Annotated in this window: 16 protein-coding genes; 6 read left to right on the forward strand and 10 right to left on the reverse strand. The window is 69.3% G+C overall.

The features are described from left to right. Nucleotides 1–4: 4 nt before the first annotated feature. The 4 genes from AB0J72_RS33060 to AB0J72_RS33075 are packed head-to-tail and all read right to left on the reverse strand — an operon-like array spanning nt 5 to nt 5,410. Nucleotides 5–2,029, reverse strand: a complete 2,025-nt coding sequence (locus tag AB0J72_RS33060) for an ABC transporter ATP-binding protein (protein WP_363405435.1) — start codon at nt 2,027–2,029, stop codon at nt 5–7. Beyond that, nucleotides 2,026–2,814 carry an ABC transporter permease gene (locus tag AB0J72_RS33065; protein WP_363405437.1) on the reverse strand — a complete coding sequence of 263 codons (789 nt, stop codon included), beginning with the start codon at nt 2,812–2,814 and terminating at the stop codon, nt 2,026–2,028. The genes AB0J72_RS33060 and AB0J72_RS33065 overlap by 4 nt, the downstream gene beginning before the upstream one ends. A 59-nt stretch (nt 2,815–2,873) precedes the next feature. After that, on the reverse strand, nt 2,874–3,806 hold the full coding sequence (locus tag AB0J72_RS33070; protein ID WP_363405439.1) for an ABC transporter permease: 933 nt from the start codon (nt 3,804–3,806) through the stop codon (nt 2,874–2,876). Further along, nucleotides 3,803–5,410, reverse strand: a complete 1,608-nt coding sequence (locus AB0J72_RS33075; RefSeq protein WP_363405441.1) for an ABC transporter substrate-binding protein — start codon at nt 5,408–5,410, stop codon at nt 3,803–3,805. Before AB0J72_RS33075 ends, AB0J72_RS33070 begins: the two co-directional genes overlap by 4 nt. Nucleotides 5,411–5,619: 209 nt before the next feature. Here AB0J72_RS33075 and AB0J72_RS33080 point away from each other — a divergent pair, with 209 nt between their 5' ends. The 5 genes from AB0J72_RS33080 (at nt 5,620) to AB0J72_RS33100 (ending at nt 11,450) form a co-directional block, all read left to right on the forward strand. Beyond that, nucleotides 5,620–6,480 (forward strand): IclR family transcriptional regulator, encoded by an 861-nt coding sequence (locus AB0J72_RS33080; RefSeq protein WP_363405443.1) that lies wholly within the window; start codon nt 5,620–5,622, stop codon nt 6,478–6,480. Between the two features lie 249 nt (nt 6,481–6,729). Next, nucleotides 6,730–7,914, forward strand: coding sequence for an aminotransferase class III-fold pyridoxal phosphate-dependent enzyme (locus tag AB0J72_RS33085; RefSeq protein ID WP_344505698.1), 1,185 nt, complete (start codon nt 6,730–6,732; stop codon nt 7,912–7,914). A gap of 13 nt (nt 7,915–7,927) precedes the next feature. Then, entirely contained in the window at nt 7,928–9,400 is a 1,473-nt protein-coding gene (locus AB0J72_RS33090) for a M81 family metallopeptidase (protein ID WP_363405445.1), read from the forward strand. Between the two features lie 116 nt (nt 9,401–9,516). Beyond that, nucleotides 9,517–10,638 (forward strand): pyridoxal-phosphate dependent enzyme, encoded by a 1,122-nt coding sequence (locus AB0J72_RS33095; protein ID WP_363405447.1) that lies wholly within the window; start codon nt 9,517–9,519, stop codon nt 10,636–10,638. A gap of 74 nt (nt 10,639–10,712) precedes the next feature. Next, complete coding sequence (locus AB0J72_RS33100; protein WP_363405490.1) at nt 10,713–11,450, forward strand: SDR family oxidoreductase; 738 nt, start codon at nt 10,713–10,715, stop codon at nt 11,448–11,450. 202 nt (nt 11,451–11,652) lie between these two features. On the opposite strand, the gene AB0J72_RS33105 is transcribed toward AB0J72_RS33100, so the two are convergent. The 3 genes from AB0J72_RS33105 to AB0J72_RS33115 form a co-directional block, all read right to left on the reverse strand. Then, nucleotides 11,653–12,687, reverse strand: coding sequence for an ABC transporter ATP-binding protein (locus tag AB0J72_RS33105; RefSeq protein ID WP_363405449.1), 1,035 nt, complete (start codon nt 12,685–12,687; stop codon nt 11,653–11,655). A 111-nt stretch (nt 12,688–12,798) separates the two neighbouring features. Continuing rightward, nucleotides 12,799–14,130, reverse strand: a complete 1,332-nt coding sequence (locus AB0J72_RS33110; RefSeq protein ID WP_363405451.1) for an extracellular solute-binding protein — start codon at nt 14,128–14,130, stop codon at nt 12,799–12,801. 13 nt (nt 14,131–14,143) lie between these two features. Continuing rightward, the gene (locus AB0J72_RS33115; RefSeq protein ID WP_363405453.1) at nt 14,144–16,036 is read right to left on the reverse strand and encodes an ABC transporter permease subunit; all 1,893 of its coding nucleotides are present in this window, start codon (nt 16,034–16,036) and stop codon (nt 14,144–14,146) included. A 200-nt stretch (nt 16,037–16,236) separates the two neighbouring features. Between AB0J72_RS33115 and AB0J72_RS33120 the strand changes: the two genes are divergently transcribed. Further along, the gene (locus tag AB0J72_RS33120) at nt 16,237–17,280 is read left to right on the forward strand and encodes a Gfo/Idh/MocA family oxidoreductase (protein WP_363405455.1); all 1,044 of its coding nucleotides are present in this window, start codon (nt 16,237–16,239) and stop codon (nt 17,278–17,280) included. Between the two features lie 73 nt (nt 17,281–17,353). Here the strand turns inward: AB0J72_RS33120 and AB0J72_RS33125 are convergent, their stop codons facing one another. Genes AB0J72_RS33125 through AB0J72_RS33135 form a run of 3 tightly spaced genes read right to left on the reverse strand, consistent with a single transcriptional unit; the run spans nt 17,354 to nt 20,458 of the window. Next, nucleotides 17,354–18,658 (reverse strand): aminotransferase class III-fold pyridoxal phosphate-dependent enzyme, encoded by a 1,305-nt coding sequence (locus tag AB0J72_RS33125; RefSeq protein ID WP_363405456.1) that lies wholly within the window; start codon nt 18,656–18,658, stop codon nt 17,354–17,356. A gap of 46 nt (nt 18,659–18,704) precedes the next feature. Further along, a complete protein-coding gene (locus AB0J72_RS33130) occupies nt 18,705–19,727 on the reverse strand; it encodes a Gfo/Idh/MocA family oxidoreductase (protein ID WP_363405458.1) in 1,023 nt (340 codons plus the stop codon). Beyond that, on the reverse strand, nt 19,724–20,458 hold the full coding sequence (locus AB0J72_RS33135; protein WP_363405460.1) for an MBL fold metallo-hydrolase: 735 nt from the start codon (nt 20,456–20,458) through the stop codon (nt 19,724–19,726). Before AB0J72_RS33135 ends, AB0J72_RS33130 begins: the two co-directional genes overlap by 4 nt. Nucleotides 20,459–20,796: the final 338 nt, after the last annotated feature.

The raw sequence follows: 20,796 nt of genomic DNA on the forward strand, positions 1-20,796 counted from the left end.
CTTCCTAGCGAGCGGTAGGCGACGATCCGGGACTGATGAGCGATCCGGGGAAGTGACAGGCGACCTGACGGTCGGATGAAATCGGCGACAACGGTGGGGGGCTCGTAGCGCAGATGTCCTGCGCCACGGGACAGCGAGGCTGGAACGGGCAGCCGGGTGGCGCGTCCAGGGGCGAGGGCGGTTCGCCGGCCAGCACGATCCGGTCCGCCGCACCCGGGGCCAGATCCACCCGGGGAAGCGCGGAGAGCAGCGCCACCGAGTACGGATGCAGGGGCTGCTCGAAGAATTGCTCCCACGGCGCCAGCTCCACCAGACGCCCCAGGTACATCACGGCGATCCGGGTGGCGATCTCCCGGACCGCGACCAGGTCGTGCGAGACGAACAGGTAGGCGAGGCCGTGCTCGCGCTGCAGGTCCCGCAGCAACGCGATGACGTGCGTCTGGATCGACACGTCGAGCGAGGCGGTCGGCTCGTCGAGCACGATCAGCTCGGGACGGGCGGCGAGCGCACGGGCGATCGCGACCCGCTGCGCCTGGCCACCGGAGAGCTCATGTGGATACCGCTCGGCCAGGGCCTGACCCAGTCGCACCTCGTCGAGCAGTTCGGCCACCCGCCGGCGGCGCTGATCCCCGGGCATGCCGAGATTGACCAGCGGCTCCGCGATCGCGTCGCCGACTCGTTGACGTGGGTTGAGTGAGCCGTGCGGGTCCTGGAAGACAGCCTGCATGCGCTGCTGGCGCCGCACGCCGCCGCGCGGGTCGGCCGGATTGTCGCCGGCGACCCTGACGGTGCCCGATGTGGGCGGCTGCAGGCCCAGCACAAGATGCGCCAGGGTGGACTTGCCGGAGCCGGACTCGCCCACGAGCGCCACCGTTTCGCCGGCCCGTACGTCGAGGTCGACACCGGCCAACGCGTGCAGCTTCCTGCGACGCACCCGGTAGACCTTGGTCGCCGCACGAACAACCACGAGCGGCTCGCCGACCACCAGCTGCTTCACGGGCTGCTCCGGCAGCACCGGCGCGGGAGACGGTGCCGGGCCGTCAGCGCCTGCGTTGCGGGGCGCCTGCCCGACCGCGTCGTGGTTGAAGCAGGCGACCCAGTGCCCGCCGCCGATCGACAGCAGCTCGGGCATGCTCTGCGCACAGGCGTCGAGCCGGTAGGTGCAGCGCGGCTCGAACGGGCAGCCGGGCGGTGGATCGGCGAGGTCCACCACGCTGCCCGCGATGCTTGCAACCTCTCCCCGCCGCAGTGTGATACGCGGGGTCGCATCGCGCAGCGCGGCCGCATACGGATGGCGCGGCCGGGCGAAGAAGTCCGGCGCTGGGCTGTCCTCGACGATACGGCCGCCGTACATGACGATGACCCGGGTGCAGAGCTGGCGGATCAGGCCAAGGTTGTGCGAGACGATGACCAGCCCCATGTCGGCCTGCGGGCCCGGCGCCCCGATGGTGGCGAAGAGTTCCATGATCTGTGCCTGGATGGTGACGTCCAGCGCCGTGGTCGGCTCGTCCGCGATCACCAGCAGCGGGTCGTTCGACAGCCCCAGCGCGATCAGGCCGCGCTGCCGCATGCCACCGGAGAGCTCGTGTGGACGCCGCGCGAGTTGGCTGCGCGGCGCGGGCATGCCCACCGACCGCAGCGCCTGGACGGCCCGATCCCGGCGGCGCCCGCGGTCGGTCTCGCCATGCGCGCGCAGCCCTTCGGAAAGGTGGTCTCCCAGGGTCCGTAGCGGGTCGAACGAGGTGAGCGGGTCCTGGAACACCATGCCGGCCTTGCTGCCGCGCAGCCTGCGCATCCTCTCCTCCGGCAGGTCCGACAGCTCGATGCCGTCGATCGTGATGGAACCGGACTTCTGCTTCGACCACGGCGGCAGGAGCCGCATCAGTGCCAGCGCCAGCGTCGTCTTGCCCGAGCCGGACTCACCGACGATGCCGACGCGCTCGCCGGACACCACGTCGAAGGAGGCGCCCGCGACGGCCTGCACGTCGTCGTAGGCGATGGTCAGGTCGCGAACTGAGAGCAGGCTCATCGCGGCCGCCTGCCGGCCACGTCGACCCGGAGCGCGGCGCCGAGCCCTTCGCCGACGAAGTTGATGCCGAGCACGGTCAGCATCAGCATCAGCGCGGGCGCGAGCGCGGCCACCGGGGCGGTGTAGATCGCCCGGACCCCTTCGGTGAGCATCACCCCCCAGTCCGCTTCCGGCGGCTGTACACCGATGCCGAGGAAACTCAAGGCCGAGAGCACCACGATCCCGTTCCCCATTCCGATTACCAGCAGGACGACCAGCACGTCAGCGACGTTGGGCAGCACATGCACGCGCAGCATCCGCGCCAGCGAGGTGTTGCTGAGGCGAGCCGCCTGTATGAACGCCGCGCTGCGCAATGGCAGGACCGACCCGCGCATGACCCTGGCGTAGGACGGCAACGCCGCGATCGAAACCGCGATAACCGCGCTCGTCACGCTCGGGCCCAGGATCGCCACCACGACGATCGCTGTAAGCAGCGTCGGGAACGACAGCAGCACGTCCACCACACGCATCACGACGGTGTCGAACGCCCGGCCGATGAAGCCGGACGCGATGCCGAGCAGGCTGCCGGCGACCGCGCCCAGGCCGACCGCGAGCAGGCCGGCCGGGATGGACAGCACGCCGGCGTGCAGGAGCCGGGCAAGGATGTCGCGCCCGAGGTTGTCGGTGCCGAGCGGGTAGGTCGCGGACGGACCGGCGTAGGCGTCCATTGGATGCGTGCGGGTCGGTGATGCACCGTAGACCAATGGCCCCACTACGGTGACGACCGCCACGATCAGGAGCAGCACCAGACCCACCCGGGTCAGTCGCTGCGACAGGAACCGGCAAGCCGCGCTGGATCTGGTCGTCATGACAGGCCGATCCGGGGGTCGATGATGCGATAGACCACATCGATGAACAGGTTGATGCCGAGGATCAACAACGCCACGACGAGGATCTCCCCCTGCACGGCCGGCAGGTCCCGTCGGCCGATCGAGTCGAAGATCGTGGTGCCGAGTCCCGGCCAGGAGAAGATGTTCTCCACGATGAGGGCGCCCGCCAGTAGCCGTCCGAACTCCACCGAGAGCAGCGTGACCACCGGGATGGACGCGTTGGGCAGCACGTTGCGGGTGAGCAGCCGCCGCTGGGGCACACCGACGGCACGCAGCGTCCGCACGAAGGGCCGGCCCACCGCGTCCAGCACGCTCGCCCGCACGACCCGCGCCTGGATGCCGGCGAGCGGAATGCCCAGCGCCAGCGCGGGCAGCACGATCGAGGTCCAGGATTCCGCGCCGGCCACCGGGAAGATCTGCAGATACACCGCGAACACCGTGGCAAGCACCGTGGCGAGCAGGAAGTCGGGTGTGGCCACCAGCATCGTGGTCACGGTGGTGAAGCTCAGCCCCGCGCGGCGCCGCTTCGCGTCGCGCAACGCGCTGGCGATGCCGATCGGCAGCGAGAGCAGCAGGCCGGCGAGAACGCCGGCTGCCGTCAGCATCAGCGTGTTGGGCAGGCGCTCGGCGACGACGTCGGCCACCGGCTGCCGGGTGAGGAACGAGGTGCCCAGATCGCCGTGCAGGACGTTCCCCAGATAGGTGAAGAACTGCACCAGCAGCGGATCGTTGAGTCCAAGCTGTTCCCGCAGTTCCTCGGCGACCTGCGGATCCAGATTGGTGCCCGCGATGACCTGCACGGGGTCGCCAGGCACGAGACGGATCATCGCGAACGTGATCACGAGCACCGCCAGCGCGGCGGGAACTGTCACCAGTACCCGCCGCGCGACGAACCGTACGAAGCTCACTCGGCCGGCACCAAGTCGTTGATCTTCAGGATGCCGTCCGGCTGCATGCCGATCCCGCCGACCGCCTTCGCCGAGAACACGACGCTCTTCGGCTGGTAGAGCACCAGGGCCGTGTGGTCGGCCGCCATGAGATGCTGCGCCCGGGACACGAGCGCGTTGCGCTTGGCCGCGTCGACCTCGCTGATCGCCTGGTCCAGCGCGGCGTCCACATCCGGGTTGCAGTTGAACGTCAGGTTGGTGCCCTGCGGCACCTGCGCCGATGGGATGTTGGCGCAAGCGAAGAGGATCCGCATCGACCCGGCCGGGTCCAGGATGCCGTAGCGGCCGATGTAGATGGACTGGTCACCCTTGCGGCGGGTCTGGGTGACCGTGGCGAACTCCTCGGTCTTGATCTGCGCCTTGATGCCCACCTGGGCCAGCTGGTCCTGGACGAGCTGGTCGATCGCGGGCCACGGGTCGTCGCTCGCGGACAGGATGGACAGCGTCAGCGGCTTGCCGTCCTTCTGCATGACGCCGTCGGCACCAGCGGTGTAGCCGGCCGCCGCAAGCAGCGACTTGGCCTGGGCCTGGCTGTACTTGGTCACCGCGCTCTCGACGGTCTTGTCGTAGCCGGGGACGATGGTCGGCACCGTGCTCCAGTTGGTCTCGGCATAGCCACTGGCCACGGCCTGGATGAGCGCGTCACGGTCGATCGCCGCCGAGATCGCCTTGCGGACGTTGAGGTCCGGCACACTCTTCGCATTGATCCACAGGGCGGTCTCGCTGACCCCGGGGAAGGAAGTGTTGTCGAGGTTCGATGCGGAGGCGAGACGCTTGGCGTCGGGCCCGGTCAGCTGGGCCACCTGCACCGCCCCGGTGGTCAGCAGGTTCGCCCGGGTGCTGGCGTTGGTCACGTACTGGAAGATGATCCGCGCGTACTTCGGAGCACCTTTGTTCGTCAGGTCGGGACGGATCGTCGTGTAGTCGTTGTTCCGCTCGACCTCGAGGCGGTCGCCCTTGACGTAACTGACGAACTTGTAGGGGCCGGTTCCCACGGGCCTGGCGTCGAGCGTGCCGGCACTCGCCGCGGCCGGCGACGGGATGCTGAGATCCGCGTTGGTGAGGTTGATCAATGCCGCGCCCACGGGCGTCTTCCAGGTCACCTTCACGGTGCTGTCGTCGATGACCTGACTGTTGTCGTACGGGCCGAGAACGCTCTTGGAGTTGGTCGCCTTGGTGGCCGGGTCGACGACCCGGTCCAGCGCGGCCTTGACCGCTGCGGCGTTGAACGGGGTGCCGTCGTGGAACTTGACTCCGGTGCGGAGCTTGAACGTGATGGACGGACCCTCGACGGTCCAGGACTCGGCCAGGCTGGGACCGATCGTGCCGTCGGCGTTGGCCACCACGAGCGTGTCGTAGATGGCGGCCATCTCGTCACTGAGGTATTGAATGTTCTTGGCCGGGTCCAGGGTCGGCTGCTCGGCGCCCTCGGCGATGTGCAGCGTCCCGCCGCCGGCCGAGTTGTCGGTATCTGCCGAACCGCACGCTGCGGCGGCGGCGATCATGAGGAGCACGGCACCACCGGCGACCAGCCGGGAGTACATTCCCCTGCGGCGCGTAGACATTTGGACTGTCTCCACTTCGACGAAGCCGCCCGCCACCAGGCGGGACGCGATCCTCTGACGCGTGACTGAGTATTAGCGCGGCCGCAAAGTCATGTCAACGGCTGAAACGATCGTTCCGATAATGTTCGGTACGAGCTGCTGCCGCAGCGTATCCGGCGGGTCGAAGCGTTTTGACAGGTGAAACAAATCGACTACGATGAGGCGCCGGCATGGGCCCCACCAGGGGTATCATCGCCCGTGCGACCTCAAACTCGCTCCGCGCCACCGTCCCCAGTGTCACGAGACAGGACAGACCGATGAAGCAGACGGCTGAGTCCGCCGCCAGCTACCCGATCCGGGCCGTCGAGCGCGTCTGCGACATTCTTGACGTGCTGCAGCGATCCCGCGACGGTGCGTCGCTCTCGGATGTCGCCGAGGTGACGGCGCTGCCGAAGAGCTCGGCCTATCGCTACCTGTCGGCCCTCGAGGCCCGCCGCTACGTCGAGCGTGATCCGGCCAACAGCCTGTATCGGCTCGGCCTGGCCTTCCGGCCGCAGCACACCCGGCAGGTGGACGTGCTCGTCAACCAGGCCAGGCCACACCTGGAGAAGCTGCGCGACCGGCTCGGCGAGACCACAAACCTGGGCGTGCTGGACGGAGCGCACATCGTGCACGCCCTCGTGGTGGAGAGCAACGAGATGATGCGGCTCGCGGCGCGCATCGGCGAGCGGGGCAGCATCCACGCCACCGCGCTGGGCAAGGCGATCGCGGCCGAACTGCCTGATGACCGGGTGCGCGCCATCCTCTCGGCCGAGCAGATGCTCCAGTACACCGACAGCACGATCGTCTCCGTCGAGGGATACCTGGCCGAGCTCAAGCGCGTCCGGCGCGAGGGATATGGGCTCGACGACTGCGAGAACCAGCCCGACGGCCGCTGCGTGGCGGTCGTGTTGGAGAGCATCCCGTTCCTGTGCGGCATCAGCGTGAGCGCGCCGGCCCGTCGGCTGACCTCCGACAAGGTCGAGACGGTCGCCCGCGCGCTGCGCCGCACCGCGATGCAGCTGGTGCGCGACTACCACGCCAGCGCCTGAAGCGCGCTCTCCACAAGCAATCCACCATCCGCACAGCCCAGCCCGACGCGCGGTGTTGACCATCGGCCGCGGCGGCGGCTACCGTCGTGTCAGTTTCAACTGTCGGTCTGCGAAATCCACTAGGCAGAACGCGGACGGCACGACGGGCACCGGAAGGGGAGCCGAGTGGTGTCAAAAGCCTCGAGGATCAAGTCAGCGGAGTACTGGCCGCGAGCGAGCCGCCATCTTCCGGGTGGGGTCAACTCCAACGTGCGGCTGTCCGCGCCGCCGGTCTTCTTCAGCCGCGCCCAAGGCGCGTGGATGTGGGACGTGGACGGCAACGACTACGTCGACTACCTGCTAGGGCAAGGGCCGAGCTTCCTGGGCCACGCCAACGCCACAGTGAATCAGGCGGTCCACGACGCCTGCGGGGACGGCATGCTCTACGGCAACTCACACGTGCTGGAGGTCGAGGCCGCGGAGCGGATCTGTTCGGCGCTCGGCTGGGCCGAGATGGTCCGGCTCGGCCTGACCGGCACCGAGTCGGTCCAGGCGGCCCTGCGGCTGGCGCGTGCGGCGACCGGACGCCGGCGGTTCATCCGGTTCGAGGGCCACTACCACGGCTGGCTCGACAACGTGCTCGTCGACGCCGCTGGCACCGGACCCGCCAGCGCCGGCCAGGTCGGCGCACAACTCGCCGACTCGGTGGTGCTGCCGTGGAACGACGCGGAGGCCGTCGCGGCCGCGCTGGCCGAGCACCATGGCCAGATCGCCGCGCTCATCATGGAACCCATCATGGTCAACGCCGGCACGATCGAACCGCGACCCGGCTATCTGCAGCGCGTCCGCGAACTGTGCACCGAGCACGGCGTGGTGCTCATCTTCGACGAGGTGATCAGCGGCTTCCGGGTCGCCCTCGGCGGTGCGGCGGCCCGGTACGGCGTCACACCCGACCTTGCCACCTACGGCAAGGCCATGGCGGGTGGCTGGCCGGTCGCGGCCTTGGCCGGACACGCTCACCTGATGGAACGATTCGGCACCGGCGAGGTCAACCACTCGGGCACCTTCAACGGCTCCGTGATGGCCGCCGCGGCGGTGGTCGCCACCATCGACCTGCTGACCTCGGACCCGCCGTACGAGCGCATCGCCGAGCACGGCACGGCGTTGATGGCCGGGCTCCTCGAACTGGCCGACAAGCACCAGGTGCCGCTGCGGGTGCAAGGTGTCCCGATGGCGTTCCACGCCTCGTTCGGCCCTCGGGAACCGGTCACCGACCACCGCGAACTGCGCAACCTCGACCTTGCCCGGTACGCCCGCTTCGCCGAGGTGCTGGCTGGGTACGGGGTCTGGGTCGCCGGGCGAGGGATCTGGTACGTCTCAGCGGCGCACGGCCCGCGTGAACTCGCCACCACGCTTGAGCGCGTGGACGATGCGCTGAACGAATCAGGCGCGTAGGGAGTTCGGGCACATGCGGGTCGGCATTCTCGGTCTCTGGCACGAAACCAACACCTACGCCACGCACCAGGCCACCCTCGCGGACTTCGCTGACTTCGAACTCGCGCAGGGTCACGAGGTCCTCGAGCAGAACGTGGACACCGGATCGGTCATCGGCGGCTTCGCCGACTCTCCCGACCACGAACTGGTGCCGATCTTCTCGGCCGGCGCCTGGCCGTGCGGCCCGGCCGATCGGGTCACCATCGAGGCCCTGCTCGAGCGCGCCGGCCGGGCCTTGCGCGCGGCCGGGCCGCTCGACGGGCTGCTCGTCAACCTGCACGGAGCGATGGTCGCCGACGGCTATCCCGACACCGAGACGGCGCTGCTGTCGGTGGTCCGGGAGACCGTCGGGTCCGTGCCGCTGGCGGCGGTGCTCGACCTGCACGCCAACCCGTCACCCGAGCTGGTCGAATCATGCGAGGTACTCGTCAGCTACGACACCTACCCGCACGTGGACATGCGCGAACGGGGGCGCGAGGCGGCCCGGCTGCTCGGCGACGTGTTCGCCGGGCGGCGGTTGCGCACGGCCGTCGGCAAGCTCCCACTGCTGGTCTGCCCGTTGGCTCAGGCGACCGACGCCGAGCCGATGCGCTCGCTGCAGCGACGGGCCGCGGCCCGGGCCCGCGCCGCGGGACTGGTGCGGATCTGCATCCCGGCCGGCTTCGCCTACAGCGACGTCGACCGGGTCGGCATGAGCGTGCTCGCCATCCACGACGAGGGCGACGAGGCGGCCGCGCGCGACGTCATCGCCGAGACCCTCGCCGACATCACCGAACAGACCGACGCCTTCATGGTGGCTCGCGACGACGCCGCCACGGCCGTGCGCCGGGCGATCGCCGGCGCGGCCCGCCCGGTCGTCCTCGCCGACGTCGCCGACAACATCGGCGGCGGCAGCCCGGGCGACGGGACCGCTCTGCTCGCCGAACTGCTGGCCCAGCACGCACAGGACGCCGTGGTGACCGTGGCCGACGCGCGGGTCGCCCGCCTGGCAGCGGACCTCGGCACCGGCGCGGAGATCGAGGCGCTGGTCGGCGGGAAGACCGACCGCCGGCACGGCGACCCGGTGTGCGTGCGCGGACGGGTCGTCACCGTCACCGACGGCCGCTACCGCACCCAGGGCAGCTGGATGACCGGACGCGAGTTCAGCATGGGCACCACCGCGGTGCTGCGCGTCGAGGGCATCACCCTCGTGGTGACCGAGAGGCCGACGCCGCCGTTCCACGCCGAGCAGCTCTCCTCCGTCGGGGTGGACGCCCGCTCCGCCAAGATCATCGTCGCGAAGGGCGCCATCGCCTGGCGGGCCGCGTTCGGTGACATCGCCGCCGAGGTCATCGAGGTTGCCACGCCCGGCGCCTGCCCGATCGACGTCGCCTCACTTCCCCGCAACACAACACCGATGACCCTCCCACCGACGACCTTCGTAGCCCCGCCCGGCGTGAAGCCATGAGCGGCCCGGAGCGAAGCGGAGAGGCCGCTTTCTGGCTGGAATGCCGCGCCTGTGGCAGGTCCCGGGAAGCCGGCTCCCTGCGTTACCGCTGCGCCAGCTGCGGCGGAGAACTGGTCGTGCGCTACGCCGCTGCCTCCGACGGTTGGCAGGACCCGGCGCGGCGCGGGGTCTGGCGCTACCAGGGCCGGCTACCGCTGCACGACCCGGCGAACATCGTGAGTCTGGGCGAGGGTGCCACGCCGCTGGTGGAGCTGACCGGTGCCGTGCCCGGCGTCGCCTCCGTGCAGGTCAAGTGCGAGCATCTGAACCCGACCGGCTCCTTCAAGGACCGCATCGCTTCAGTCGCCCTCTCCATCGTGCGTGAACGCCGGCTCGCCGGCTGCGTCGGCACCTCCTCCGGTAACGGCGGCGCGGCCGCCGCCGCCTACGCGAGCCGGGCCGGCGTGCCGGCGGCGCTGTTCGCGCTCGCCGACACCGCCGCACCCAAGCTGCGCCAGATCCGAGCGCTCGGCGCGCGTGTCCATCTCGTCGACGGCCTCGGCCACGACGCCGCAGCCACCGACTCGGCGGCCGTCACCATTGCCGCGATCGCCGCCGATCGGGACCTGATGCCGCTCCTGACCGGCGGCCGGTTCTCCCCCGAGGCGATGGAGGGTGCGACCACGATCGCGTACGAGATCGCCGAGGACGCCCCGGCCACGACCGTGGTGTACGCGCCGGTCGGCGGTGGCGGGCTGCTCTCCGCGATCGGCCGTGGCTTCACCGCAGGCGGGTTGATCGCCAACGGTGCGCGCCCCCGGGTCGTCGGTGTGCAGCCGGCTGGTTGCCCGACACTGCGCCCGGCGTTGGCCGGTGACCTCACCGGGCTTCGGGGCCCATGCACCACCACCGTCTCCGGGCTGCAGGTCGCCGTCCTCTTCGACGGCGTCGGCGCGGTCGACGCGGTGCGCGAATCCGGCGGGCACCTGACCGAAGTCACCGACGAGGAGATCCTCGATGCGCAGCGTATCCTCGCCCGCCGGCACGGCATCCTGGTCGAACCGGCCGGCGCGACCGCATTCGCGGGCCTGCTCGCCGACGCGGCGGCGGGCCGGCTCGACCCCTCCGACCGGGCGGTGATCGTCGCGACCGGGGCCGGCTACAAGGACGCCGGTGCCCTCGCCCGGCTCGCCGGCGACGACCCGGTGCCCCGGATCACCGCCGACCAGATCACCACCGCGATGGACATCCTCCGCTAGTGGAAGGCCGGATCGCCTTGTCTGCACCGCGCTCGATCAACAGCCTCTACGACCTCACCGGTCGCGTCGCGATCGTGACCGGCGGAGCCGGCCTCTACGGTCGCCACATGTGCTACGCACTGGCCGAGGCCGGTGCGCACGTGGTGGTCACCTCCCGCGACCTGACCGCGTGCGAGGCGGCCGCCACCGCCCTCCGCCGGGACGGTTACGAGGCCAGCGCGCACCGGCTCGACCAGGCCGACGAGGCGTCCATCGTGGAGCTTCGCGATGCTGTCGTGGCATCGCTGGACCGCATCGACGTGCTGGTGAACGGTTCGGTGCACCGCCAGGGCAGCGACCCCAACCGCACCACCGCCGCGGACTGGACCGCCACCAGCGAGGTGAACTCCTCCGGGCTCTTCCTGATCACGAAACACATCGGCGAGCAGATGATGGCCCAACGTTCGGGCAGCATCGTCAACATCGGCTCGATCTACGGTGTGGTCGGGCCCACCTTCGACGTCTATGCGGGCACCGAGATGACCTCGCCTGCCTTCTACGCGTTCGACAAGGGTGGCATGGTGAACCTCACCCGGTACCTCGCGTGCTTCTACGCGCCCTACGGCGTGCGGGTGAACTGCCTGTCGCCGGGCGGGTTGGCGACCCCAGACCAGCCGGCGGCATTCGTCACCGCCTACGCCGAACGCACGCCGCTGGGTCGATTGGCCGGACCCGACGACATCAAGGGCCCGGTGGTCTTCCTGGCCTCGGACGCCTCCGGCTATGTGACCGGTGTGAACCTCATGGTCGACGGCGGCTGGACCGCCCACTGACGGCCAGGAGTCGGGTCCCGGCGTGGGCGACCACGCCGGCGCCGTCGGCGGTGAGTTTCGGTCGGGTCCGGGTGACCCGCATCCAGGAAGTGCCTTCCGTACGGGCGTGACGAGACCTTCGACAAGCCTCATTGTCCCAGTTCAGAAGGCACTTTCGCGTTCCACGTCCATCTCGTGGATCACCGATCCTGAAACACTCGGGTCAGTGGATGATGCGCTCGGTGGAGTCGAGGTCGAAGAGGTGGACGCGGCCGGGCTTGATCACCGCGGTGACGCGGTCGCCCACTGCGACCGGGTCCTCGGGTGGCACCCGGGCGACGACCGTCGCTCCGCCGACCTCGAGTTCCACGAACGTGTCCGACCCGATCGGCTCCAGCAGGGCGACCTGCGCGTCGAAGGACAACCCGCCCGGCGCGCCCAGCGACACGTCCTCGGCCCGCAGGCCGGCCGCGACCCGCGGCCACTCGCCGTCGCGCAGCCCGATGGACTCGGCGGTGCCGAGTTCGAGGCGGACGTCCGGCGCCGTGAACACGACCCCGGCGGCGTGCCGCTCCAGGCTTCCCTCGATGAGGCTCATCCTCGGCTTGCCGAGGAAGGTCGCCACGTACATGTCCCGCGGTTTGCCGTAAACCTCGTGCTGGGTGCCGTACTGGACCAGCTTGCCATCGCGCATCACCGCGATCAGGTCGGAGAGGGTCATCGCCTCCTCCTGGTCGTGGGTGACGAAGACGCTGGTGGTGCCGAGCGTCTGGTGGAGATGCTTCACCTCGGTCCGCATGCGTGCGCGCAGGGCCGCATCGAGATTGCTGAACGGCTCGTCAAGCAGGAAGACCGCGGGCTTCTTCACCATCGCCCGCCCCAGCGCCACCCGTTGCTGCTGGCCACCGGAGAGCTGCCCGGGCCGGCGGTCCAGCAGGTGCTCGATGGCGAGCAGTTCTGCCGTGTGCCGGACCCGGGACTGGATCTCCGGCTTCGGACGGCGCTGGAGCCGCAGCCCGAAGGCGATGTTGTCGAAGACAGACATGTGCGGGTACAGCGCGTAATTCTGGAACACGATCGCCATGCCACGCTCGTTCGGGGGCACCCTGGTGATGTCACGCTCGCCCATGTGGATCGAGCCGCCGTCAGCTTGGTCCAGGCCGGCGATCAGGTTCAGGGTCGTGGTCTTGCCACACCCGGACGGCCCGAGCAGCGTGATGAACTTGCCCGCCGGCAATTCCAGCGACAGGTCGTTCACCGCCATCACCTTGCCGTAGCGACGATAGATCGATTCCAGCCGTAGTGACATACCCGCCATGTCCAACTCCTCCGAGAAACAACGAACGCAGGAAGCTATGAGTCAGGCGACCTACGAGCCGAGCTGGGCGATCATCAGCTTCTTGACCGCCTTGATCGTCTCTTCGTGGGCCTGCTCGGGCGTCCACGTGCCCTTCGACAGGTTGGTCAGGCCCAGCAGGAACGGCGCGTTCCATTTGAACGGGGCGTTGCCTGGCCAGGCCAGCTGCGCCGATGCCTGCTCGGCCAGCGTCGCCGCGAGCGGGAAGCCCGCGGCCACCTCCGGGTCCTTGCTGACCGACAGGCGGCTCGACGGCAGCACCTGACCGGCCCTACCGAGCACCATCTGCTTCTGAAACTCCGTCCCGGTGGTGTATTTGACGAAGCTCAGTGCGGCGTCGCGGTTTCGGGTGAACTTGTTGATGCCCAGGCCCTCGGCCACGATGACGCTGCCGCTCGTGCCGGCCGTGATACCCGGCATCACGCTGACGCCGACCTCAGCCTTGGTGATTACCGACTTCTTGGCCGGGTCGGTGCTGCCGGCTGTGCTGCCGAAGCCGGTGGTGGCGGCCTGGCTGGCGGCCAGGTTCTGGTTGAACAGCAACGAGGTGTCCTGGTCGCCCACTGCGTTGGCGCCGGCCAGCCCGAAGAACTTCGACTGGAAGCCGCGGCTGATCGCCTGCCAGGCGGCGAGGCCCTTGTCGTTGTCGAAGAGCAGCTGGCTCTTGTCGTCGCTGAACAGTTGGCCCTTGGTGGAGTTGAAGAACGCGATCCAGAACGGGACGCCGTTGTTGTTCCACGGGATCACGCAGGGCTCGCGGTTGCCGACCGTCAGCTTGGGCGCGTACCCGTACAGGTCGTCCCACGTTCCCGGGATCTTCTCCGGCAGTGCCGCCGCGGACCAGTCGGACTTGTTGTAGAAGAAGAGCAGCATGTCGGCGAAGAGCGGTGCGGCGAGCAGCGCACCGCCCTTGGTGAGCTGACCGAGCGCGGCCGGAACGTAGTCGCTGGTGTCGCCGAGCAGGTCCTTGAGCGGAAGGTAGAGCTTGTCGCCGAAGTTGGAGATGAAGTCGACGCCGCCGTAGAGCACGTCGTAGCTCGCGTCCTTGGAGACGATCCACGAGGCGTAGCTGGTGGCCCGTTCCGCAAAGGGAATCACCTGGGCGTTGACCGTGGCGCCGGTGACCTGGCCCCATTGCTTGCCGGCCTCCGTGCACGCCTGCACGCTGGATGGGTTGCAGGCGACGTTGATCGTGACCCCGGGGAACTTTCCGTCGCCCTTGCTCGTCGGAGTGGGTGCCGGGTCGTCGGTGCAGGCGGAGAGGATCGGTGTGGCCGCCGCGACGGCGAAGGCGCTTCGCAGCAGCGTACGCCGGGAGGTACTGCGGGATGCAAATTGATTCATGAGTTGTGTCCCTTCAGCCCTTGAGGTAGCCCTCACTCAAGCCGGATCTGATCCGGCGGTGGAAGAGGATCACCAGAACGATCACGGGTAGCACGGCGACGATGCCCGCCGCCGCCTGGTAGGTGTAGGGAGGTTCGCCACTGATCCCCGACGGCGAGTTGATGTAGCCGATCCTGCGCGTGACCGTCACCGCGCCCTGGTTGCCCAGCACAACCGCGAACAGGAACTCGTTCCAGACGCTGATGAGCAGCAGAATTGCCGTGGCGGCCAGGCCGGCCGAAGCCGACGGGATGGTCACCCGGAACAGGGTGCCCAACCTGGTGCATCCATCCATCCGCGCCGAGGCCTCCAGCGCCGGTGGGACACTTGCGAAGATGTTGCGCAGCAACCAGATCGTCAGTGGCAACGAGAAGGCGACGTGGGCCACGATCAGCCCGATCACCGAGTCGTTGAGGTTGAGCGCGTTGAAGATGAACAGCAGCGGAATGAGCAGGACGATGGCCGGCACGGTGTAGGCGAACATGAGCACCGCGATCGCGGCGCCCTTACCGGGCAGGTCGAGCCGGGCCAGCGGGTACGCGGCGAGTGCGGCGACCAGGAGCGTCAGCAGCGTCGACCCGACCGTGATCTGCAGGCTCACCCAGATCGAGGAGAGCCACTTGTCGTTGGTGAGGATGTCGACGTACTGGGAGAAGTCCAGCCGCGCGGTCAGGTCCAGCGGCACCGAGGTGACAGCGGACTCCGGCTGCAAGCTGGCCAGCACGATCCACAGGGTCGGGCCGATCGACCAGACGAGGAGCGCGCCGATCGCCACCGTCGAACCGACGCGGCGTACGGCGGGTGGCAGGGTCCACCGACGCCGCTTGCGCGAGTCCTCGGGCCACTCCTGCGGCGACTGATCTGCCCGCGCCGCGCTGTCGAGCCGCAACCGTCCGGCCGGCTCGTCGGCGGGGTTCTTCGCCTGGCGGCGGCGGAGAAGTCCGCCCGAACGCAGGTAGAGTGTCGCACCGCTCGCGGCGACGATGATCGCCATGAGGAACAGGGCCAGCATCGCCGAGTAGCCGAGACTGAGGTTGTCGAAGGCGGCGGTGAAGATGTAGTAGGTGATGGTCGTCGTCTCGAAGCCGGGGCCACCACGGGTGAGCTGGAAGAGCAGGTCGAAGACCTGCAGCGAGACGATGATCTGCAGGATCGTGGCGATCAGCAGGGTGGGCCCGATGCTGGGTAGCGTGATCGATCGGAAGGCCTGCCACGGCGTCGCACCGTCCATCCGGGCCGCGCGGTAGAGCTGGTTGGGAATCGCCTTGAGCGCGGACAGGATGATGAGGGCCAGCAGGGGCACCGATCGCCACGCCGTGGCGATCATCGCGAGCACCAGCGCGGTGGTCGGTTCCTGCAGCCAGGGCACCGCACCCTCGGTGAGGCCGAGTCCGTTGCTGACCTGGGTCGCCAGCCCGAAGCTGGGCTGGAAGATGAAGCGCCAGAAGAACCCTGTCACGATCGGGGCGATCGCCCATGGCAGCAACAACGCGACGGCGAGCGGCGTCTCGAACCGCGACCGCCTGTTCATCAGCAGTGCGGTGGCGAGTGCCAACGGGATGGTGAGCACGGTGGTGCCGACCGCGAACCAGAGGGTGCGCGGAATGGAGTCGACGAAGAATGAGTCGTTGAACATCCGGGTGATGTTGTCCAGGCCCAGGAACCTCGTCGGTCCGTCCTGAAGCAGTTCGATCCGGTAGAGGCTCATCACGAAGACTGCCGCGATCGGTGGAAGCACGATCACGCCGATGAACACGGCTGCCGGTACGAACAGCAATAGGGCGAAGCGGCGGTCGCTGAGCCGGTCCACCCGGCGGGAGATCCGGCGCGACACGCTCCCGCGTGCCGGTACCGCTTCTGTCGTCATCGATCCTCCCGCAGGCCTGTCGTCACGGCGTTGTGCGGGAAGTCTGCGATGCAGGACGCCACCATGTCAACAGATGGAACGTGCATTTCAACTGCCGTAACGTTTGGCAGACGGCGCGATGTCAGGTCGGTAACGTCGGCCCGGCGATCGTTTCGGCTGATGACACTGTTGAGTTCAAGTCCACAACAAGGGAGACAGGGATGAGGATCCTGCAGATCGGCGCCGGCTCCATGGGCACCCGGCGCCTTCGTGACCTACGCGCGTGCGAGGGCGTCGAGGTGACCCTGTTCGACCAGCGGGCCGACCGGCGGGCTGCCGCGGCGAGCCGGTTCGGCGTCGCCACCACGGCCTCGCTCGACGAGGCGATGGCGACCGAGCCGGACGCACTGGTCATCTCGACCCCGCCCGACCAGCACACCGACTATGTGCGACTGGCGCTGGACACCGGCCGGCACTTCTTCTGCGAAGCCGACATCTGGGCCTTCGATCCCCGGGCGGTGGCAGCAGCGAACGCTCGACGGCCGGCGGGCGGACTGGTCGCGGCCCCCTCCTGCACCCTGTACTTCCACCCCTTCGTCCAGGAACTGCGCCGCGTGGTCCGGGAGGAACTGGGCACCCTGCACGCCTACGGCTACGTGCTCTCGGTCAACGCGCCGAGCTGGCATCCGGGCGAGGGCGCCGAATATTACGCCCGTCACCGTGCCACCGCGCCGGCCCGGGAGATGGTGCCGTTCGAGCTCATCGCACTCGACCACATCTTCGGCACGCCGGTGGCGGCCTCGGGGCGCGTGGTCCGGCGCGGCGGCCTCGACCTACCAGGTGCCGACAGCTGGTCGCTGCAGATGGAGTTGGCGTCCGGCGCCACCGGGCAGCTGACGGTGGTCATGGCGAGCCCGCAGACAGCTCGCCAGGGCTGGGCGATCGGCGACCGCGGCTTCATCCGGTTCGACCTGCTGACCGGCACCCTGGAGCGCGCGCTGCCGGACCTCGGCGACGGGTACTCCCGGGTCCTGTGTGACTGGCAGCAGGAGTACGAGCCGATGTACGCCAAGGAGATCTCCGCCTTCCTCGCGGCGGTCCGCGGCGAGGCCGCCTGGCCCTACTCTTACGACAGTGCCGCGGTCGTGTGCGGCACCTTGGCAGCGGCGGAGCTCAGCATGCTCACCGGCCGGACCGAGACGGTCGACCCGGACCGCCAGCCCGCCGCCCTGCCCGACGCGTACGCCGTGTCCAGCGCACCCTGACGATCAGTGGTCACCGTGTTGCGAAGATCGGCGTAGCAGCCCTGCACCACGGTGACCACGGTCGAGCCAACGGTCAGGTCAGGCGGGTGAAGCCGGTGTGCGCCACCGGTCCGCGCAGGGCGGCCTGCACCGATCCGGCGTCCTGGGCCGCGCGGATCTCAGCGAAGACGGTGCGCACCGCGGCCAGATACTCCTCAACATGCTCGTCCTGGTGCGCGAAGGACGGATAGAACGAACCACCGGCGAGGAACCCCTGGTCGAGCATCAGCTGGGTGAAGAGGGTAACGCTGGGCTGCGGCTGTTCCACGAAACGCAGGTGGCTCAGCGGCGCGATGCCGTGGATCCGCACCGCCAGCCCCACCTCCTCGGCCGCAGCCCGCCAGCCGGCCTGCACGGCCGCGCCGACCGCAGTCAGGCGCGTTCCCACCGAGTTGTCCCGGTGCCGGCGTAGGGTGGCGAGCGCCGCCGCCGGCCCGATCCGCTCGGTCCAGTAGGTGCTGCTGACGAAGGAGCGCTGTGCGTGTTCCAGCACAGCCGCGCGCCCCAGCACGGCCGCCATCGGATAGCCGTTGCCGATGGCCTTGGCGAAGACCGCCACATCGGGTTCGACACCCAGCTCGAGATGAATGCCGCCGGTGTTGACGCGCAGGCCAGAGGTCACCTCGTCGAAGATGAGGACGGCACCCGCACGGCGGGCCAGCTCCACCACGCCCGGCAAGAACCCCGGCTCGGGATCATGCTCGCGGATGGGCTCCATCACGACCGCGGCGAGCTGATGCTCGGCGACGATCGCCTCGAGCTCGTCCAACCTGTTGTACCGGAACCCGAATGCGGTGCCGGCGAGCTGGGCCGGGACGCCGCTGGGATCCAGGCCCGGCAGCAGATGCCCGTCGAGGCTCGACGGGCCGGCGAGGTTCGCGGCCAGATACCAATCGTGCCAGCCGTGGTAGCCGCAGAATGCCACCGCCGACCGTCCGGTGGCGGCCCGGGCCAACCGGACCGCGATGGCGAGCGCCTCACCCCCGCTGCGCGCGTAGCGGACCATGTCGGCCCACGGATGCAGCTCACAGAGCAGTTCGGCGAGCTCCAGCTCCTCGATGCAGTTCAGTGTGCTCATGGATCCGTTGGCGATGACATCGCGGACGGCGGAGTCCACCTCGTCGTCGGCGAAGCCGAGCACACAAGTGCCGATACCGCTGGTACTCATATCGACGTACCGGTGACCGTCGAGATCCCAGGTATACACGCCCTTGGCGCGCGAATAGTGCCGCGGCCACTGACCCGGCGCAAACTGTTCCGGCCGCTTGGAGAGCAGCTGCGCGCCACCAGGGATCCGCGCGAGTACTCGCCGTTCACGCTCAACTGACTCGTTCGTCATCGCCCCACGGTACGGCGGTATTCCATTCCGCGAAAGTTCTGTTTCACTAGATGCGAACGTCCACACTCCGCCAACCCGCTCCGTCGCATGCGGCCACGACCGCGTCGGCGACCCGCAGCGCCCGGAGCCCGTCCTCGACACTCACCAACGGGACCGCGACACCACGGGCCACGTCCAGAAAGTGGCTGAGCTGGCGGCCGAACGCGACATCGCGCTCCTCGGAACAGTCGTAGGAACGGGTGAGGGCGTCAGCGTGGGCCCGCACCGTGACGCGACCCCGGGCGAGGTCGGCCCGCAGTGTGCCCCGGTCTCCGACCACGTCGAGCCGGCGGCCCTGCCCCTCCTGCACGTAGTCCAGATGGAACGTTCCGGTCACACCGGAGTCGAAGGCGACGACCCCGTTGATGACGTTGGGATCCTGACGCAGCGGGAGGTCACCGGCGAGGCGGGCGACCGCAGCGACCTCGGCCACTGGGCCCAGCAGCCACTGCAGGTAGTCCCACTCATGGCTGTAGTCGTACGGCAGCCGGTAACGGTCCGTTTCGGAGAACCGGTTGCGGGCCACCCTAAGCGTCTCGTACGCGCCGAGGTTGACGTGCACCGAGACCGGCGTGCCCACGGCTCCGTCGGCGAGCAGCTCCCGCACCCGTCGCAGCACCGCGTAGTGGCGCAGCACGTAACCCACCAGCACCCGCGCGCCGCTCTGCGCCGCCACCCGGGCCAGTTCCTCGGCCGCGGCGACGCTATCGGCGACCGGTTTCTCCACCAGCACCGTGATCCCCCGCCGGCAGGCCTCGATCGCCTGCGGCGCGTGCAGGGCGTCGGGGGTGGCCACCACCAGCGCGTCCGGCGCCGCGTCGAGCAGCTCCTCGAACGAGGAGACAATCGTCAGGGTCGCCTCGACCGCCGGTGGCAGCTGCAACCCGTGCGGCGCCGCGTCGAAGGCCGCGACGCGGACCCCGGGCGACTCCGCCAGCAGCCGGGCATGGCGCAGCCCGATGGAGCCCAACCCGCAAACGCCGACCCGAAGCCGCTCCGGAGCACCACTCTTGTCAGTGATGGCGTTCATGGCAGCAGCCCCGGCGGCAGTTGGCCGCGGTCGAAGGCGTCGAGGGCCGCCGCCAGGTGGCGGTCCGCGTCGCTCAGTGCGATGCTGCCGTGACCCGGGAAGAGAGCGCCGGGTCCGGTCGCCGCCACCGCAGCGATGCTGTCGCGCAGCGCGCCGACGTCGGTTTCGGTGGTGCCTAGCACGGCGACCCTCCCACGGGCGAAGACGAGATCGCCGGTGAAGACAGCGCGGGCACCGTCCACATCGACGAGATAGCAGGCATGCCCCACCGCGTGACCGGGTGTGGGCATGCAGCGTACGGTTGCGGCCCCAATGGTGAACGTCTCATCCCCGAGTCGCCGGTGCACCTCGGTCGGCGTCAGCGACAGCGCGGCCGGGTAGACGCCGGCGGAGCGCGCGAGCGCCAGGCCGGTAGCGACCTCATCGGCATCGATGAGCATCCGGGCCACCTCAGGCGAAGTCCAGATCTCGGCGCCCAGCAGCCGCCCGAGGGCGTCCGCGCCGGCGGCATGGTCAGCGTGGCCGTGGGTCACCAGGATGTGCGTCACGGGTGGCACCTGCGCGGCCTCGATCCGGGCCGCGATCCTCGCCGTGTCGAGCCCGGACCCCGCGTCGATGAGGAAGGACGCCGTGCCGCCCTCGACCAGGTAGACATGGCCGTCGTGCCGGTCAGAGAGCGAATAGCCGAGCCAGCCGCTCCCCACCAGGTGCACATGTTCCGACAGTCGCATCGCCGCACCCTAACCAGTGGCCAGGTGGTTTGACCAGTCGCCCGTTCGTCCGTACGTCGCCGAGGAACAGCGCCGGCGGGAACAGGCCCCCGCGACGACGCCGCGCCCGCTACCCCTCTCAGGGCACGCATGAGGTCATCGGTCCAGGCGTCGAGTGACGGCCGGCGGGAGAGTAGCGCGACGGGTAGATCTCGAAGCGGTCGACGGCCGCGACGGTGCCGTCGTGCCAGAGGTAGAGCCGCTGTACGTCGGCGGGCAGCGGGTGGCCGAAGGCGACCTACGGCCTGCCCGATCCCGAGCGGGTCCTCGGCGCCCTCCAGGGTCTCGAGAGCGCCTGA

It is taken from the genome of Dactylosporangium sp. NPDC049742 (genome assembly GCF_040674675.1).
In the GTDB taxonomy this organism is placed as follows: Bacteria; Actinomycetota; Actinomycetes; order Mycobacteriales; family Micromonosporaceae; genus Dactylosporangium; species Dactylosporangium maewongense.

Coding starts and splice junctions, on each gene's coding strand:
- AB0J72_RS33090 (WP_363405445.1), top strand. CDS start 7,928: ATGCGGGTCGGCATTCTCGGTCTCTGGCACGAAACCAACACCTACGCC.
- AB0J72_RS33060 (WP_363405435.1), bottom strand. CDS start 2,029: ATGAGCCTGCTCTCAGTTCGCGACCTGACCATCGCCTACGACGACGTG.
- AB0J72_RS33130 (WP_363405458.1), bottom strand. CDS start 19,727: ATGAACGCCATCACTGACAAGAGTGGTGCTCCGGAGCGGCTTCGGGTC.
- AB0J72_RS33120 (WP_363405455.1), top strand. CDS start 16,237: ATGAGGATCCTGCAGATCGGCGCCGGCTCCATGGGCACCCGGCGCCTT.
- AB0J72_RS33080 (WP_363405443.1), top strand. CDS start 5,620: ATGGGCCCCACCAGGGGTATCATCGCCCGTGCGACCTCAAACTCGCTC.
- AB0J72_RS33075 (WP_363405441.1), bottom strand. CDS start 5,410: ATGTCTACGCGCCGCAGGGGAATGTACTCCCGGCTGGTCGCCGGTGGT.
- AB0J72_RS33115 (WP_363405453.1), bottom strand. CDS start 16,036: ATGACGACAGAAGCGGTACCGGCACGCGGGAGCGTGTCGCGCCGGATC.
- AB0J72_RS33110 (WP_363405451.1), bottom strand. CDS start 14,130: ATGAATCAATTTGCATCCCGCAGTACCTCCCGGCGTACGCTGCTGCGA.
- AB0J72_RS33125 (WP_363405456.1), bottom strand. CDS start 18,658: ATGACGAACGAGTCAGTTGAGCGTGAACGGCGAGTACTCGCGCGGATC.
- AB0J72_RS33135 (WP_363405460.1), bottom strand. CDS start 20,458: ATGCGACTGTCGGAACATGTGCACCTGGTGGGGAGCGGCTGGCTCGGC.